The sequence below is a fragment of the Prosthecobacter debontii genome, assembly GCF_900167535.1.
Classification (GTDB): Bacteria; Verrucomicrobiota; Verrucomicrobiia; order Verrucomicrobiales; family Verrucomicrobiaceae; genus Prosthecobacter; species Prosthecobacter debontii.
In genome coordinates this window covers 149,936-165,932 of sequence record NZ_FUYE01000014.1, presented here as the reverse complement: position 1 = coordinate 165,932, position 15,997 = coordinate 149,936, and the positions used below count along the sequence as shown (strand labels likewise).

The following is a 15,997-nucleotide window of genomic DNA, read 5'->3' as shown; positions in this document are numbered from 1 at the left end:
CAGCTATGTGCGGAAGAGATAAGCGCTGAAAGCATCTAAGCGCCAAGCTCATCCCGAGATAAACTTTCCCTGAAGGATCGTGGAAGACTACCACGTTGATAGGTCGCGGGTGCAAGCGCAGTAATGTGTTCAGCTTAGCGATACTAATCATCCGTTTGTCTTGCATTGCCTTCATTCCTTTCAAAACAAGACACACACGTCGGCCCAAACCGAAATTGTTCATCTTTACTCCTGTATGCAGTTGTCAGGGAACTTCGATCAGCTCCCTTCCTTACCCTCAGACTGTCGAGCAGTCCTTAATTGAATAACCTCTGCTCGTAAGTCTGGTGGTCATGGCACAGTGGAACCACCCGTTCCCATTCCGAACACGGAAGTGAAACGCTGTTGCGCCGATGATAGTTGGACGATAGGTCCTGCGAAAGTAGGTCGCCGCCAGTTTATAAACCCCCTCCCTTCTCACGAAGCCGAGGGGGTTTTTTGTTTAACGACACGACACCAATCGCTGCGGCCTATGACAGTCTAACCTCATTTTGTTGGGAAAATGGGTTTGTGCTTCGGGACAAATCTCCCAGGAGATCCAACCAACCGCTTCTCCCACGCACCTCCTTAACCAGATGAGCATTTTGCGCCTCGACCAGCGCTTGCGGCGGAACCTCAGATCAATAGCCGCACCGCACTCATAAAAGCAGCGCGAAGCCTCCATTCCACTCGCGTGGAGGATCACACGCACCAATCCAATCCTTGTATCAAAGGGACGCAAGGCGAAAACACCCCTCGATCAAGTGGGCAGTGAACCCTGCATTGCCAAGGGCTCAATGTTCAAGCTGAGCTAAACTGTCGCAACCTTGTTCCATCTATAGGGTCTAACAAACTGTAAAAGCAACATGCCTCTGTCTTCGCTAAGAGTGTCGGTCGTTAGACGCTTCAATGGTTTTCTGACTCACGATCAGCTCAGTGGCGATCTGTTTTGTAGCGTGCTCAGTGAGGATCCAAGCCAAAACTTCTGACTCGCGTTCGGGCGGTTTTGCCCTGGATTTGAGGACAAGGCGCATTGATGATGGGGGACGCCAAAGAGGCTTGGTTTTTGAGAGCCTCGGTTGTTCGACTGCGGTTTTTGGGGAACCCTACAGTCCGGAAAATTCTCCGTGGGAGGACTTCCTTCGGAGGAATGCACCTCTTTAAATTTTAAGAGATGGTGCCGGTGGTCGGACTCGAACCGACACTCCTTACGGAACAAGATTTTGAGTCTAGCGCGTCTACCAATTTCACCACACCGGCGTGCAGTTAAGTAAGGACCGTTAAAATGGCGAGTCGCCAGAAGATTGCAAGGCTTTTGGTGGACCAAGTATCTCACGCAGCAAAATAGCTTGGCGGGCTGCAGCGGGATTGTGCAGCAGATCCTTGAGTGAGTAGGGGCTGGCGGCTTCGCTTTTCTGTCGCGTAGCAAGGGGGGGCTTGATGGGGGCGTCGAAGAAGACGGGGGGAGTCGCCATCTTAGCAGGCTTGGCCGTGACGGGAAAAGGCTCGGACTTGGACGGGACGGGCGGAGGAGCCGGGCGGAGATCTGCGCGCACGGTGCCTGGTGGGGTGCGCTGGCTCTGTGGTAGGGGCGGAGGGGGGCTGGTGGGGCGCTGGGGAGGGGCAGGAGACTCTTGTGCTCGGCGGGCCTGCTCGAAGACATCCCGCACGGTCTCCCAGGGATTGTAGGTGGGCGTCGGGGCCTGCGTAGGGGGGCGGTAGGTGCGCTCCTGCTGGGTCTGCTGTTTCCAAGCGGCTTCACGCGCCGCGCGTTCTTCCTCACTCAGGGGCATGTTTTGGCGCTTACCCTCCTCCAGCTTTTGCTGAATGAGGCCCCAGAGCCATTGAAGAAAGCCCGCCCCCATCGCGATGACGATGATGATGATCTGGACGGGGTCAATGTCAGCGAGGATCATGCGGGGAGTGTGGCATCAATCCACGGGGCGCGCCACCACGATTCCTGCATGGCTCTTAAAGTCGGCTAAATAACCGGAGAGGGTCTGATCCACCAGCACCTTCTTATGGGTGTAGGAAGCGTGCATGAAGTGGCACTGCCCATCGGCGGTGCGCACGGCGAGGCCGACATGGCTGCAATAGACATGCGGCTTATGCGTGACGATGCCGATGATGTCCCCACTGCGCAGCTTGGGCTCGATGGCGCGGACGGCTTCTTTGGGGATGTAACGGAAGGGGTGCGTTTGCAGTTCAGCCTCGATGCGAGCCATGCCTGGTCGTAGATCAGGATTGGCCTTGAGGTAGCGGTAGCTTTTCCACAGCACGGTCATCTCATCAATGCGGCGGTCGGTGAGTGGCACGGTTTGAGCCAAGCTCTCGGTGATGTTCTGAATGTGGCCACGCTTTTGGTTATCCCGAAACCATTCATCCAGGTAGTGAATGCGGTCCAGGTAGCCGCCGTTGCAGATACCGTGGCGGTAACGGGTGATCTCGATCTGCCGCAGCAGATCGCTCGGTGTGTAGGGGCCTTTTTTCTCCTTCAGCATGCGGGCGATACCGAGGGCGATCTCAAAAAAGGTCCAGCAATCTAGTCCCGCAAAATTGACGGAAGGAGACTCGATGCGGTCATGAATCTCCAAGGTGTATCCGACATAGGGGATGCCCTCCATGGCAAGCGCGGCACGGGTGATACGCTCACCGATGGGTAGGGCACGCCAGTTTTCTTTCAAAGCTTGAGCGACGATGCGCTCGAACTTCTTCTGGCCGACGAAGGTCAGGTTTTGCGGCAGATGCTCACCAGCACGAACGACTCTGGGGAGGACGCTCGCAGCCAGCAATTGGAGCAGAGTGCGGCGATTCATGGGGAAAAGTGAAGGTGGTTAGGCGAGGCTTGTCAGCACAGCCTTCGCCGCACGGTGATACGCTCCGCCTGCGCCTAAAGAGGCCACCACTTCGGCCAATTCGGCCTGGAGCTCGGCGCGGCGGTGGTCATTGGTGATGAGGTCCACCATTTCGGCGGCCAGGGTATCGGGCGTGAGCCCACCCTGCACGAGTTCCTTCACCACATCACGCTGAGCCAGCACATTGACGATGCCGATGTTCTTGATGCGCACCACCGTCTTAGCCGCGATGTAGGTCAGGGGCGTCACCTGATAGACCAGGGCATAAGGCAGGCCGAAACAGGCAGCCTCCAGCGTGGCGGTGCCGCTGGCCACCGCGCCGACCTGAGCGCGCTGCATCAGGTCATAGACGGTGCCAGTTTCGATCCACTGCTTTGCCTCCGGCATCCCGGCGGCCTCGGCCATCTGGCGCATGTGCCCGGCCAGGGTTTCATTGGCGGCAGAGACGGCGAAGCGTGCCTGAGGCAGCGCCATGCGGATGGCCAGGCCTGCCTGAAGCATGATGGGAAACAGGCGCTTCACCTCATTGAGGCGACTGCCCGGGAACCAGCCGATGAGGCCGCGTTCGCGCTCCCAGTTGCGCTTGAGTTGCGCCACGCGGTCCACCATGGGGTGCCCACTGAATTCGGTGGGCAGACCGCTCTTTTCATAAAACTCTTTCTCGAAAGGGAAGATGCAGATCATGAGATCCAGCACCTTGGCCATGACCTTGACGCGTCCTTTCTTCCAGGCCCAGACCTGGGGGCTGATGTAGTAGAGAATCTTGCCCGTGTAGCCGCGCTTCCGCAGTTCCTTGGCCACGCGCAGGTTAAAGCCTGGATAATCCACCAGCACCACCCCGGTGGGCTGCGTGCTCATGATGGTCTGCACGGTGGCATCGAAGCGCTGCTTGAAGTAACCATACATCTTCAGCACTTCCCACAGCCCAACCACCCCGGCGGTCTCTACCCAATCCTCGATGCCGTTGCCTGCGGCTTCGCGCATCTTGGGCCCCCCCAGGCCACTGAGGGTCAGGCTGGGATCGAGTGCACGCAGCTCTTTGATCAAACCCGCCCCATGAGTGTCTCCACTGACTTCACCGGCAATGATGTAAAGATGGGGCATGGGAGGGGAGTGAAGTTTGCAGTGGCTGAGCCGTTGTTGGCGAGTGTTGGCAGTGGTTTGAAGAAACCTGGAAGGCGCGATGAATATTGTAGTCGTGAAAAGTGTGGCACGCAGAGGATCGAAACAACAGCCAACCATGGCAAACCATTGCCAACAACAGCCAACCTTACCATTCCTCTCCTCGGGTCATGGCCATCAATTGATCCGTGTTCAGGGGAGTAGAGGCGCAGCCTTGGGCTTTGGAGAGCCAGCTTGCGACTACCTGAGGAGCGTGGTGGTGGGGCTTTTGGGGAACGATTTGCAGCCCATCCTCCAGTGCGATGAAGTCCACCTCTGTCCCTGGACGCAAGTGATAGCGTTCCCGCAGCGCTTGAGGGATGGTCACTTGGCCGTTGGCAGTGATCGTCATGGTTTAAAAATACTAGCAGACCGAGACGGGTCGAGTGAAACTTTGTGGCAGCCTGTGACTGCCCTGAGCCGTTTGCAGCGGTTGGAGGGACCTGGAGGCGCGGCAAGCAGAGGATCGAAACAACTGCCAACTATGGAAAACCATCGCTAACAACAGCCAACGTCACCCCTCAGCTTCCTAAAGCGGCATTCTTCTCGATCTGATCCGTGATCTCCAGGGCGATGCGGACGGCTTCGGCACCTTCCTGGCCGGTGACGACGGGGCGCTTGCCGAGGCGGGAGCACTCCACAAAGGCGGCGATCTCCAGCTTCAGCGGCTCGTCTTTCTCCACCTCCACGGCCTCGCGCACGATCTGCATGCCATCCTTTTTATAGATCCAGCCGCTCTGCTCCTGGTAGTCGAGCGAGAGGTAGCTATCCTGCTGGAAGACGCGGATCTTGCGCATCTTCTCGGGGCTGATGCGGCTGGCGGTGATGTTGGCAATGCAGCCGTTGGCAAATTTCAAACGGGCGTTGGCGATGTCTTCGCGCTTGGTCAGCACAGGGATGCCGACTGCGTCGATTTGCACCAGCGGGGACTTCACCAGATGCAGGACGATCTCGATGTCGTGGATCATCACATCCAGCACGACTCCGATGTCCATGCTGCGGTTGGGGAAAGGCGAGAGGCGATGGGCTTCGATGAAGCGCGGGTGGTCCATGCGCTCTTCCAGTTGGCGCAGCACGGGGTTGAATCGCTCGATGTGCCCCACCTGGAGGAGGACGTTTTTCTCCTGGGCCAGCTCGATCATGGCCTGGGCCTCGGCATAGCTCTCGCTGATGGGTTTCTCCACCATGACATGCACGCCTTGATTCATCAGGGGCTCGGCCACGCGACGGTGATAGATGGTGGGCACAGCGATGGTGGCGGCATCCACACGCCCTGCGAAATCGGCCAAATCCGAAGCCGGGTGCGTGTTGTATTGAGCCGCGAACTCGGCCGCACGTGCAGGGTCGGCATCATAAACCGACGAAAAGACGATGGCCCCCTCACTCCGGGCGGCGATCTCCGCCATGATGCGGGCGTGGTTTTTACCGATGGCACCCACACCGGCCACGCCGATGCGGAAAGGGGAAGAAACGGAATCCATGTTTGTGTTGGCTCAGCCTTAAATGGGGAGAGCGGGCTGGCAAGGGGAAAGGGAGGCTTCAGTGGTCAGTGGTCAGTGGTCAGTGAGTTTGGCCAACTTTCGCCGATTACTGAATACTGTTCACTGGCTACTGCCTCACCTGGCCGCTACCATCAATGAGGTATTTGTAGCTGCACAGCTCGGCCAGACCCATGGGGCCGCGGGCATGGAGCTTATCCGTGCTGATACCGATCTCGGCTCCGAAGCCGAACTCGCCACCGTCATTGAAGCGGGTGCTGGCGTTATGCAGGACCACGGCGCTGTCCACTTCATGCTGGAAGCGCTCGGCCAGGGCACGGTCGCGGGTGATGATGCTGTCCGTGTGATGGCTGCCGTAGCGGTTGATGTGCGTGATGGCTTCATCTGGGCCGGCGACGGTCTTGGTGGAGAGGATGAGGTCCAGCCACTCGGTGCCCCAGTCCTGCTCGGTGGCGGGTTCGCTAGGCACGCCGAGCTGAGCCTGCGCTTCGGGGTCGGCATGGATGGCCACGCCGGCGGCGGCAAGTCTTTGACCGAGCACGGGATAGAAGGTGGCGGCGATCTCGCGATCCACTAGAACGGTTTCCAGGGCATTGCAGACGCCGGGTTTCTGCGTCTTGGCATTGATGATGATGTCCGCGGCCATGGTCTGATCTGCCTCACGGTTCACATACACATGGCAGACGCCGTCGTAGTGCTTGATCACGGGCATGCGGGCGGTGGAGACTACCTTTTCAATCAGCCCCTTACCCCCACGCGGGATGATGAGGTCCAGGTATTGATCCATCTTCGCCATGTGCTCCACGCTGGAGCGATCCGTGAAAGGAATGAGCTGCACGCTATCTGCTGGGAGTCCAGCGCGTTCACCCCCGGCTTGGAGGGCGGCGGCCAGGGCCACATTGGAGTGGATGGCCTCGCTCCCCCCTCGCAGCAGGGTGGCATTGCCGGTCTTGAAGCACAGACTGGCGGCGTCTGTGGTCACATTGGGACGGGATTCGAAAATGATGCCGATGACGCCGATGGGCACGCGCTTCTTGGTGATGAGCAGACCGTTAGGCCGGGTCCGTTGCTCCAGTACCTCGCCGACGGGGTCGGGCAGGGCAGCCACTTCACGCACGGCTTGGGCGATGGCCTTCAGGCGTTTCGGATCCAGAGTCAGGCGATCAATCATCGCCTTGGACAGGCCATTGGCGGCGGCGCGTTCCAGGTCCTTGGCATTCTCCGTGAGGATGTGGCTCTCCTGGGCCTCGATCTCATCCGCCATGGCCAGCAGGATGGTGTTTTTCTGGGCCGTGCTCAGCTTCACCAGTTCATGGGCGGCGGCACGGGCGCGGCGGCCCATGTCGTGGATGGCGGCTTGGATTTCAGAATCGGTCATGGAGCGGTCAGAGAAAGAGAATACGTGCGAGGGCCTGCGCAGGGCAGGGGAGAAAAAAGGAGCCTCCACCATGGCATGGCCCGGCGGGTGTTCCAATGAAGAATGAGGGGGGGATCACTCCCCTCAATCGAGGTTTGTGATCTCCCCGGTTTTCCCCTCGTGTCCCACCCCATATCACAAAAACACCACCACCCGTGCCATTCGGGCGGAGCAGGGGGAAGGTTGGGCCCGTTTAATGCGTAGCACTCCCCTCACACCATCCGCATGAGACTCCCCCTCCTTAGCGCACTCTTGGCCTGCACCGCCACGGCACTCACCGCTGCTGAAACGGTCACGCAGACACTCAATGTCCTGGACCTGATGAAGGCCGGACAGGTGGAATACCACATCAACCCGAAGGCTGATTTCCATGATCCGGCGGATCAGGTCTTTCAACTCAAGGAAAACGAACTGCACATCAGTGGCAAGGGCTACGGTTACATGGTCACCAAGGAGAGCTTCAAGGACTATCACCTCGTGGTGGAGTTCAAGTGGGGCGCGAAGACCTGGGGCAAACGTGTGGATCGCGCCCGGGACAACGGCATCCTCGTCCACAGCTACGGCCCGCATGGTGCCTATGGCGATACCTGGATGGCCAGCATCGAGGCCCAGATCATCGAGGGCGGCATTGGGGATATCCTGGTGCTTTCCCCCAAGCTGACGGATGGCACGGAGCTAACTACAAGTGCGACCGCCGAGATCGAGCTGGATCGCGACAAAGAAAAGCGCTGGAAGAAGGGCGCGCCTGCTCAGGTGGTGACCAAAGGCCGCATCAACTGGGAGAAGCGGGATGAAGATTGGGCGGATAAGATCAACTTCCGGGGCAAGGATGATCCTGATAGCCCGGTGGGCGAGTGGAATCGCCTGGAGGTCATTGCCAAGGGGGATACCCTGCAATACTTCGTCAATGGCCTGCTGGTGAATGAAGCCTTTGATTGCAAACCTGCGGAGGGGCGCATCTGCATCCAGACCGAAGGCGCGGAGATGATCGTGCGCCGTTATGAACTTCATCCATTAGGCCAATTCAAAGAAAAATGGAATCCCATCCAGGCCAGCGGAGGCAGCGATATCGAGGTACGCCAGGGCCAGGAGCAGGCCTTGAGCCCGGAGGAGTCCTTGAAGCAAATCCAGTTCGACGGTCCCTATGAGGCTCAGCTCGTGGCTGCCGAGCCTCTGATTCAAGATCCCGTGGAGATCACCTGGGATGCCCAGGGGCGTTTGTTCGTGGCGGAGATGCGGGATTACCCGCTGGGGCCTGAGGCGGGTAAGCCCTTCATGTCCCGCGTGTCCATGCTCACCGATAAGGATGGTGATGGCCGTATGGACGAGAGCCAGGTCTTTGCCGATCACCTGGACCACGTGCAGGGCCTGCTGCCCTACGATGGCGGTTTGATCGCCACCACCCGCACGCAGATTCTCTATCTCAAAGACACGGATGGCGATGGCAAAGCGGATGTGAATCGCCCGCTCATCAAGGGCTTCAATCCACGCCACAGTCAGCTCCAGGTCAGCGCGCCACGCTGGGGCCTGGATGGCTGGGTTCACTTCAACAACGGCCTGGATGCTAAAGAGATCTACCCTGCCGATGCCCCGACCAAAGTGGTGGGCGTGCCGGGAGCGAACTTCCGCTGGAACCCGAAGACAGGGGAGATCCAGCCCACCGGGGGCAAGGGCCAATACGGCGGTGCCTTTGATGATTGGGGCCATCACTTCTACTGCTCGAATCGCAATCCGCTCATGTTCACCGTCATGCCCTGGGCGGCCATGTCTCAGAATCCTCATGCCGGCATCACCCAGAACTACGAGGACATCGCCCCGGCTGGCCCTGAGACCCGAGTTTATCCCCTGAAGATCACGCACACCACGGCAGACGCCCACGCCGGCACAAACACCGCTTGTTCCGGCCTGGGGGTCTATCGTGGCGACCTGATGCCTGAGCTGAAAAACAATGTCTTCGTGCCCGATCCGACTGGCCAGCTCATCACCCGCTACAAGGTGGAGCCGAACGGCGCCTCGCTCAAGGCCACCCGTGTGGGTGAGCGCACGGAGTTCTTCCGCAACGGCGATGAATGGAGCCGCCCGGTGAACGTCACCACCGGTCCTGATGGGGCTCTGTATGTGTGTGACATGTATCGCCGCTGGATTGATCATGCGCGCTTCTTCCCCGAAGACTTCGTGAAGAGCCACGACATGCGCCAAGGCGAGCTCCAGGGCCGCATCTGGCGCATCGTGCCGAAGGGAACGACGAAGCTGGTGACGAAGGTGCCCGGCAAGTATCACGCCATTCCTGAAACCGGCTGGGGCGATGTGCCGAAGGAGCATGCTGAGCGCGCCGCGTTTTTGAATGTTTCGCCGGATGCCGATGCGAAGACGCTGGCCATGCTGTTGGAAGCTCATGCCGAAGATCCTTGGATGGCCAAGATGATCGCCTCGGCTTCTGCTCGCAAGATGGGACAAGTGCTCAGTCTGTTGAGTGCTGAGTTTTATACCACCTTTTCGGAAGTGAAGGCGACCACAGTGCGCACCTTTGCGACAGGTGCTCTTGCTGATGGACAAACCGAAGACATTGCTGCTTTACTGACGCTTTTACAAAAGCAACCCGGCGAACTCCTTTGGTGGAAACCCGCGCTTCTTCAAGGTCTGGCCAAGCTGCCGAAAGGCCACGAAGCAGCCGCTCAAGAGATCGCTGCACTGCAATCCAAGATCGACGCCATTGTAGCTGATCCAAAAAGCTCGCTCGACCAACGCCTCGCCGTGTTGCCCCTGTTGAGCAGTCGCAAATGGGAGACCGTGCAGCCTGTGGTGAAAAGCCTGCTGACCAGCACACAACCCGTGGAACTGACCACGGCGGCACTGACCCTGCTGAAGAAATACCCCGCCACCAGCACGGCGGCTCTGGTTTATGACATCCTGCCCAGCGCCGGACCTGCCCTGAAACGTGATCTGGTGCCCCTCCTAACCAGCAATGCAACCACGGCTCTGGCTTTGTTCAAACGCATGGAGCAGGGGGAATTCCCCACCGCCTGGGTGGATGTGGAGACACGCTGGCGCTATCAGCGCGGCACGGGTGAGATGGCCACTCTGGCCAAGAAACTCTTTGGCGAAGCCAGCAGTGACCGCGCCGCCGTGGTGAAGGATTACATGGCCGCGATGACCCATCCCGGTGATGCGGCCAAGGGGCAGCAAGTCTTCGCCACCATCTGCATCACCTGCCATAAGCACGGCAGCCTCGGTGTGGACGTGGGCCCGCCGCTGTCCGATGTGAAGGTGAAACCGCCTGAGGCCCTGCTGGCTGATATCCTGGACCCCAACCGCATGTTCGAAGCCCGCTGGAGCGCGTATCAGGTGGATACCACCGATGGGCGTGTGCTCAGTGGCCTCATTCAGAGTGAAACCAGTGACGCCATCGTCCTCGTCATGATGGGCGGTCTGAAAGAAACCCTGCCACGTAGCGCCATCAAGACCCTCAAATCTCTGGACCGCAGCCTCATGCCTCCCGGCCTCGAAGCCGCCATCACCAAGGAACAGATGGCCGATCTCCTGGCTTTCCTGACGGCCGGGAAGTGAATGCACTTGATGTTAGGTAGGCGGTGAGCCGCGGCCGCGTTCTTCCTGGAGCGCGGGCGTCTCGCCTGCCGTTTCCTGCGTCCTCGCAGGAAACCGTTCTCGGGTGCCCACTTCTGTCCTGATCGATAGTTTCAAACCACTCATCGCCACTGATGGATGCGATTGCAGAATCAGCAGTCTTCATCAGTGCCGATGAGGGGTTCATCACCTGCGTCAAAGCCTGTGCACACGCTCACTGAGTTGCCGATCCTATACTATCGAGACTTCTCAGAACGGTCAGCGGCGAGAGACCGCTGACGGCGCGATGACGCGCGCGCTCCAGGATGCTTGGCCTGCCTAACGAGCCTATTTCAAAATCCGAGCCATCGGTTTGCCCATGCAGCCAGGAGGCTCCTGGATGCCGAGTGCGGCGGAAATCGTCGGAGCGATGTCGGTGATGTGAAATTCATCGGGATAACGTCCCGGGATGAACGCGTGGCCATAGAACAGCACGGGAATGTGAGTGTCGTAAGTGAAGGGGGTGCCGTGGGTGGTGCCGATGCCCGGCTTGCCGCTCCCGGAGATCAGGAAGGGTTTCAGCGTCAGCAGCACATCGCCGCTGCGCTCGCCATTGAAGCCATTCATCACCCGCTGACCGATCACGCCTGGGGCGCGGCCTTCCAGCAGTTGCTCACGCCCATAGACGGCATGGAAGATGCCGGTGGACAGGGCCCACTCGCGGATAAAGGCGGTGAAGCTCTCGGGAGAAATCTGTTTTTCCAGCAGGGTGGGGTGATTGAAATACAGCAGGCCATCCACTAGACGGGGTTTGAGCTGACCTTTCGAGGCCAGGAAATAGCGACCCGGGCCATAGCGCTCCACAATCTTTGCCTGGAGATCCATGAGCAGGTCCGACAGGCCGGGGCGTCCACCCCCCAGACCCTGTTCAGCAGCGAATTCCGGAGTCGGAGCCACACCGTGATCCGCAGTCAGCAGCATGGCGACATGGTCCAGGCCGATCTTCTGATCCAGGTAGGCAAACAGCTCCTGAAGCTGGCGATCCAGCCGCAGGGTGATGTCCTGCACCTCCTGAGAATAGGGACCGAACTTGTGCCCCACATAGTCATTGGAAGAGAAGGATATGCACAGCAGGTCCGGCTTGTCGCCCTGGCCTAGCTTCTCACCCTCGATCGCGGCCTTGGCGAATTCCGCCAGGATCTGATTGCCAAAGGGCGTGGAGAGGATGGGCTCGTAGCCTTCTTGCTCGGCCTTGATCACCTGGTGTGGAAAGACTCGGCCTTCTTCTCCAGCCAAGGAGGCCTCTCCCACCACATCATCGGCATTGGCGTATTCTTTTTCATCCAGCAGCCGCTCCCATTTTTGGCCGATGTAGGAATCGGCACGCTTTTGGGCATTGAAGGCCTTCACCCATTCCGGCAGGTCCTTCATGTAGTAGCTGCTGGTGATGAAATTGCCCGTGGCTCCCTCAAACCAAAAAGCTCCCGTGGGTTTTTTACCACTGGGTAGAATGGCCCCGCGATCCTTTACGGACATGGCGATGACCTTGGAGCCCCAATGCAGGCGCATCTGGTCGGCCACTGTGGCACCGATGAAGTTGCGTGGGGACATCTTGCCCGCCTGGGCCTGCGGGTCCGTGCCCACCCCGGTCACATCCGGATCACTCACGCAATACATCATCTGGCCCGTGCGTTTGTCGAACCACTCGTTGCTGATGATCCCGTGCATCACCGGTGCGCTGCCGCTGAAGTAACTGGCATGCCCCGGTGCCGTGATGGTGGGGGAGTAATCATACTGCGCAAAGGTCATGAAGGCCCCCTTATCCGTCAGCAGGCGAAACCCACCCTCGCCAAACTGGCTGTAAAAGCGGTCCAGGTAGTCGTAACGAAGCTGATCCACGACGATGCTCACGACCAGCTTCGGAGCCTGAGGTGGAGCTGAGAAGGCGGTGATAGGGGCAAGGCCTGCGACCAGCAAGGCCAGGAGAAAAGGGGAGCGAAAACGCATGAGATTGGAAGGTAGGAAGCGTGGAGCAAACAAACGTCTTTCACCCAACCGTCGTTTCAGCGAACCCTTATTGATTGCGTCTTTGGGCAAATACCAGACGGATCTTGGCCGTCGAAAGCCGCGTGTGAGCATCCTCCCTCTCTCGTCTAACAGAAAGTTTTGGGTTTTCTTGGCCCCTGTTTCGAGGGATGCGACCTCAGAAATGAGCCGCTTCAGGTGGGGTCTCCGCTGGCCAACCCAGCACCGAGTGAAAACATCTCTTGCTATTCCCGAGCAACGGGGCGACTGTAAAGCTGCAAGTTATCCTGGTGAAGGCTAAGCTAAGTTGTTCATCAGGTGATTCCAAGGATTCAATGATGTCCTGAAATCCGATAACGGAGCTAGTTACAGCCATCCCGGGGAGCTGAACCAAGCTAACGTTATGAATACCAAAATGTTTGTGGGCAATCTGCCCTTCAACATCACGGAGAGTGATCTTCGTGACCTCTGCGGTGACTTCGGCACCGTGACCGATCTTTATTTCCCTGTAGATCAGATGACTGGACGCCCTCGCGGTTTCGCGTTTGTCACGATGGATTCCGTCATGGCCATGAATGAAGCGATCAAAGCCCTGAATGGCAAAGAAGTGCAGGGCCGTGCGATCAACGTCAATGAAGCCCGCCCGAAAGAAGAACGCCCGCGTGACTTCGGTGGCGGCGGTGGTGGTGGCCGTGGCGGCTACGGCGGCGGTCGTGAAGATCGCGGCGGTAAAGGTGGCTACAGCAAGCGCTACTAAGAGACCCCGATCTCATCTCCCTTGAGGCATTGTCGTTTCGGCGGCAGTGCCTTTTTTTTGAGGATGAGAGGTCCCGTCATCGTCTTCGCTTCGAGGATTCTCGCGCTTCCTGGTTGAGATATTCCGCATAGATGTCGCCGGGGTAGTTGGCGCAGAAACCGCGTAAGGTGACGGCTTGTTTCACGACCCAGGCGGCGTGGCCGTTTCCGCGAATCTGCTCCCAGCACCACGTGACGGCAGTCGTGAACTGATCGAGATCGAGCTGAGAGGTTTTGAGGAAGGTGGTGAGGCGGAGTTCTCTACGCTGGCTCTTCAGGGTGGACTAACTTTGAGGATGTCAAATAGTGGATATCATTATTTTGATGCGAAGATGGTGGGGTGAGGTCGCTTCGCGAGTCTCGATACTCCAGTTCACTTCACCGCATCCCGGCCCTGCGTGAGCCACTCTAGGTTGAAGCGGGCGAAGTGGAGTTCATCCCAGTAGTGGCTGCTGCCTTTGTCGGCACGCTCGTAGATGCAGCCGATGCTGAAGTCATCCATGACCACGAGGTCCGAGTAAGAGCCGGGGTGGGGCCAGAGGGTGCGGCCTGCGGTCCAGGTTTCGCCTTCATCATAGCTGAGGCGCACGGTGAGGTTGTAGCGGCCGTAGGGATGCTCTTTTTGCCGATAGGGCGCGGCGGGGCTGGCGAAGAGCAGGCGGTTCTTGTCCTGTTTTCCAGCGAGGCTCAGGCGCTCGACACTGCCGTGACAGCGTGGGGTGATGAGCTCTTCGGCCCGCCGCACGGGTCCCCAGGTCTCGCCGCCATCCCCGCTGACGGCGACGAGGTGGCGTAGGTTGTCAGGGGCGTCCTCCGCGCTTTCGTTGCGTGAGATGACCATGAGCCGACCATCAGCGAGTTCCTCCAGTTGGCACTCGCTGGTGTGCATGCCAATGGTGCCCCCGAGCTTCCACGTGGCCCCCTGGTCATCGCTGTAAAAACAGTGGGCGTAACTGCGCAGGCGCCCCTTGCCCGAGTCCTCCCGGTGGCGAGCGGGCACGACGATGCGGCCCGAGGCGAGCTGGACCATGGCATGGCCGGGACCGCAGCCGTAGCGCTGAACCCAGCCCTTTTCCCACTGCGCCATGCGGCCTTTCGGGTTGGCGGGTTCGTCGTCGCTGGTTTTGCCTTGGAGGTGGTCCCACTCAGGTTGGGTCACCTGGGCGTGGATGTCCACGGGCCCCTGCCAGGTGTGGCCGTCGTCGGTGCTGCTGAGGTAGTGGAAGCGCTTTTTATCCCGCAGAAAGAAGATCCACAGCTTGCCGGTCTTGTCCTGCCCCAGGGTCAGGTCGGTGGTGACGCGTTTTTCATCATCCAGGATCAGGTGCTCCGCGCTCCAGGTTTTGCCCTGGTCGGAGCTGCGTTTCATGACGATGTCGTGATCGCCGATGTCTCCGGGTCCGTCATTGCGCCGCTCAGCGATGACGAGGAGGTCGCCATTCGCAGCCAGCAGGATGCCAGGGATGCGGTAGTTGGGCTTGTTGTTCGGCGTGAGAGGAAACACACAGACAGTCTCAAACAAAGGCTCTGCTGCTGAGAGGGGAAGGGAAACCATGGTCGCTGAAAAAAGCAAAGCCTGAGCTGCGCGCCGGAGGAAGGTCATGACAGCGAAAACGCTGGGGCAGGGGACGGACTGTCTGGTCATGGGCGCTGACCAGGGGGAGGACCTGTTACGGAGCGCGGGATTCATTCCGCAGCAGGTGCCCATGGACCGACGGCTGCCGAACGGATGCCTCTGAGCAGGCCTGAGGGTACATGTTCGCGCTCTTCGAAGAGTCGGCATTAAGCTGAACCCGATTTGTTGCTCTCATGATCAAGCGCCTGCCCGCACTAAATTTTCCCTTGCTTAGGCTTCCTTCATCTCAGTGTCTTGCGCATCAGCGTCGCTTAGCAGGCGTAGGCCTGGGGTGCCACTGTGCATGAGTTGGCTGGTCAGGCGGGTGATTTTCTCCAGCGGCAGGGGAGCTGCTTGCGGATTGACCTGACGCGCGGCGAGTTCCCATTCCAGGCGGATGTATTCCGCGATGACGTTGGTCAGGCTGAGTTGGAAAAAATGGGCTACAGCAGCCCAGACGAGGAAGAAATGCCCCGGGGTTTTGCCTTCTTCTTTCAGGGCACGGTAGCGACCGAGCAGACCCTGATAGCGGGCACCACGAGTTCCTTGCAGGAGGCGTTCACCCGCTTCCCGGCTGCTGGCGCGGAGAGCGGGAGGCAGGGATTCATCCAGAGCGGCGTCCTGCTCGATAAGACGGTTGAGATTCTGCTCTTGGACAGCCTGCCAAGCCTGAAGGAGCGTACTGCCGAGAGAGCCGCGCAACTCACTCTGCAGGAAGTTTTCCCAGCGGGCGGCCAGGGCCTGATGACTGAGTGTGGCACGCGGATAAAGACCCGTGTTTGGCAGCCCGGCGGCATGAAAGTAAAGGCCGCTGTGTCTCTGTCGGATGCTGGAGAAGAGCCACTGCACCCAGTCCAGTCCCCGCGACCAATCTTCCAGCGCAGTTTCGGCAGATTCATCGGCATCAGCTAACACCGTGACGCTGTGGGGGAGCGACGTGGAGGCACCGCCTTCCCCATGTCGGGGCTGGCTGTCATCCATACGTTGCAAGAGCCGGATCATTCCAGCAATATGCCAGCCTCCAGCATCCTTGCGAGTCATATAGTTT

The 15,997-nt window shown here is 59.1% G+C and carries 12 protein-coding genes, 1 tRNA gene and 2 rRNA genes; 4 read left to right on the top strand and 11 right to left on the bottom strand.

All coding sequences use genetic code 11. The features are described from left to right. A 23S ribosomal RNA gene (locus B5D61_RS26675) occupies positions 1 to 168 on the top strand; the annotation flags it as partial. Positions 169 to 322: 154 nt separating this feature from the next. Further along, positions 323 to 438, top strand: a 5S ribosomal RNA gene (rrf, locus tag B5D61_RS18735). Positions 439 to 899: 461 nt separating this feature from the next. Here rrf and B5D61_RS27230 read toward each other — a convergent pair. From B5D61_RS27230 to B5D61_RS18695, 8 genes are all read right to left on the bottom strand, one after another. Continuing rightward, positions 900 to 1,052, bottom strand: coding sequence for a LuxR C-terminal-related transcriptional regulator (locus tag B5D61_RS27230; RefSeq protein WP_078814952.1), 153 nt, complete (start codon positions 1,050 to 1,052; stop codon positions 900 to 902). Positions 1,053 to 1,193: 141 nt separating this feature from the next. Beyond that, positions 1,194 to 1,278 (bottom strand) — tRNA-Leu (locus tag B5D61_RS18725). A gap of 20 nt (positions 1,279 to 1,298) precedes the next feature. Further along, complete coding sequence (locus tag B5D61_RS18720; protein WP_078814951.1) at positions 1,299 to 1,934, bottom strand: hypothetical protein; 636 nt, start codon at positions 1,932 to 1,934, stop codon at positions 1,299 to 1,301. A gap of 15 nt (positions 1,935 to 1,949) precedes the next feature. Continuing rightward, positions 1,950 to 2,834 (bottom strand): N-acetylmuramoyl-L-alanine amidase-like domain-containing protein, encoded by an 885-nt coding sequence (locus B5D61_RS18715; RefSeq protein WP_078814950.1) that lies wholly within the window; start codon positions 2,832 to 2,834, stop codon positions 1,950 to 1,952. A gap of 18 nt (positions 2,835 to 2,852) precedes the next feature. Further along, entirely contained in the window at positions 2,853 to 3,977 is a 1,125-nt protein-coding gene (lpxB, locus tag B5D61_RS18710; RefSeq protein ID WP_078814949.1) for a lipid-A-disaccharide synthase, read from the bottom strand. Between the two features lie 166 nt (positions 3,978 to 4,143). Next, positions 4,144 to 4,386, bottom strand: coding sequence for an AbrB/MazE/SpoVT family DNA-binding domain-containing protein (locus B5D61_RS18705; protein ID WP_078814948.1), 243 nt, complete (start codon positions 4,384 to 4,386; stop codon positions 4,144 to 4,146). A gap of 169 nt (positions 4,387 to 4,555) precedes the next feature. Continuing rightward, positions 4,556 to 5,515 (bottom strand): Gfo/Idh/MocA family protein, encoded by a 960-nt coding sequence (locus B5D61_RS18700; protein ID WP_078814947.1) that lies wholly within the window; start codon positions 5,513 to 5,515, stop codon positions 4,556 to 4,558. A gap of 127 nt (positions 5,516 to 5,642) precedes the next feature. After that, positions 5,643 to 6,911 carry a glutamate-5-semialdehyde dehydrogenase gene (locus tag B5D61_RS18695; protein ID WP_078814964.1) on the bottom strand — a complete coding sequence of 423 codons (1,269 nt, stop codon included), beginning with the start codon at positions 6,909 to 6,911 and terminating at the stop codon, positions 5,643 to 5,645. Positions 6,912 to 7,175: 264 nt separating this feature from the next. On the opposite strand from B5D61_RS18695, the gene B5D61_RS18690 reads away from it, so the two are divergent. After that, a complete protein-coding gene (locus B5D61_RS18690; RefSeq protein ID WP_078814946.1) occupies positions 7,176 to 10,517 on the top strand; it encodes a PVC-type heme-binding CxxCH protein in 3,342 nt (1,113 codons plus the stop codon). A gap of 345 nt (positions 10,518 to 10,862) precedes the next feature. On the opposite strand, the gene B5D61_RS18685 is transcribed toward B5D61_RS18690, so the two are convergent. Then, positions 10,863 to 12,521 carry an alkaline phosphatase family protein gene (locus B5D61_RS18685; protein ID WP_176159526.1) on the bottom strand — a complete coding sequence of 553 codons (1,659 nt, stop codon included), beginning with the start codon at positions 12,519 to 12,521 and terminating at the stop codon, positions 10,863 to 10,865. 421 nt (positions 12,522 to 12,942) lie between these two features. On the opposite strand from B5D61_RS18685, the gene B5D61_RS18680 reads away from it, so the two are divergent. Next, positions 12,943 to 13,296, top strand: coding sequence for an RNA recognition motif domain-containing protein (locus B5D61_RS18680; protein WP_078814944.1), 354 nt, complete (start codon positions 12,943 to 12,945; stop codon positions 13,294 to 13,296). A 411-nt stretch (positions 13,297 to 13,707) separates the two neighbouring features. Here B5D61_RS18680 and B5D61_RS18670 read toward each other — a convergent pair whose 3' ends face one another. Beyond that, entirely contained in the window at positions 13,708 to 14,889 is a 1,182-nt protein-coding gene (locus B5D61_RS18670) for a sialidase family protein (RefSeq protein ID WP_176159525.1), read from the bottom strand. Between the two features lie 291 nt (positions 14,890 to 15,180). Beyond that, the gene (locus tag B5D61_RS18665) at positions 15,181 to 15,990 is read right to left on the bottom strand and encodes an urease accessory UreF family protein (RefSeq protein WP_078814941.1); all 810 of its coding nucleotides are present in this window, start codon (positions 15,988 to 15,990) and stop codon (positions 15,181 to 15,183) included. Positions 15,991 to 15,997 lie beyond the last annotated feature (7 nt).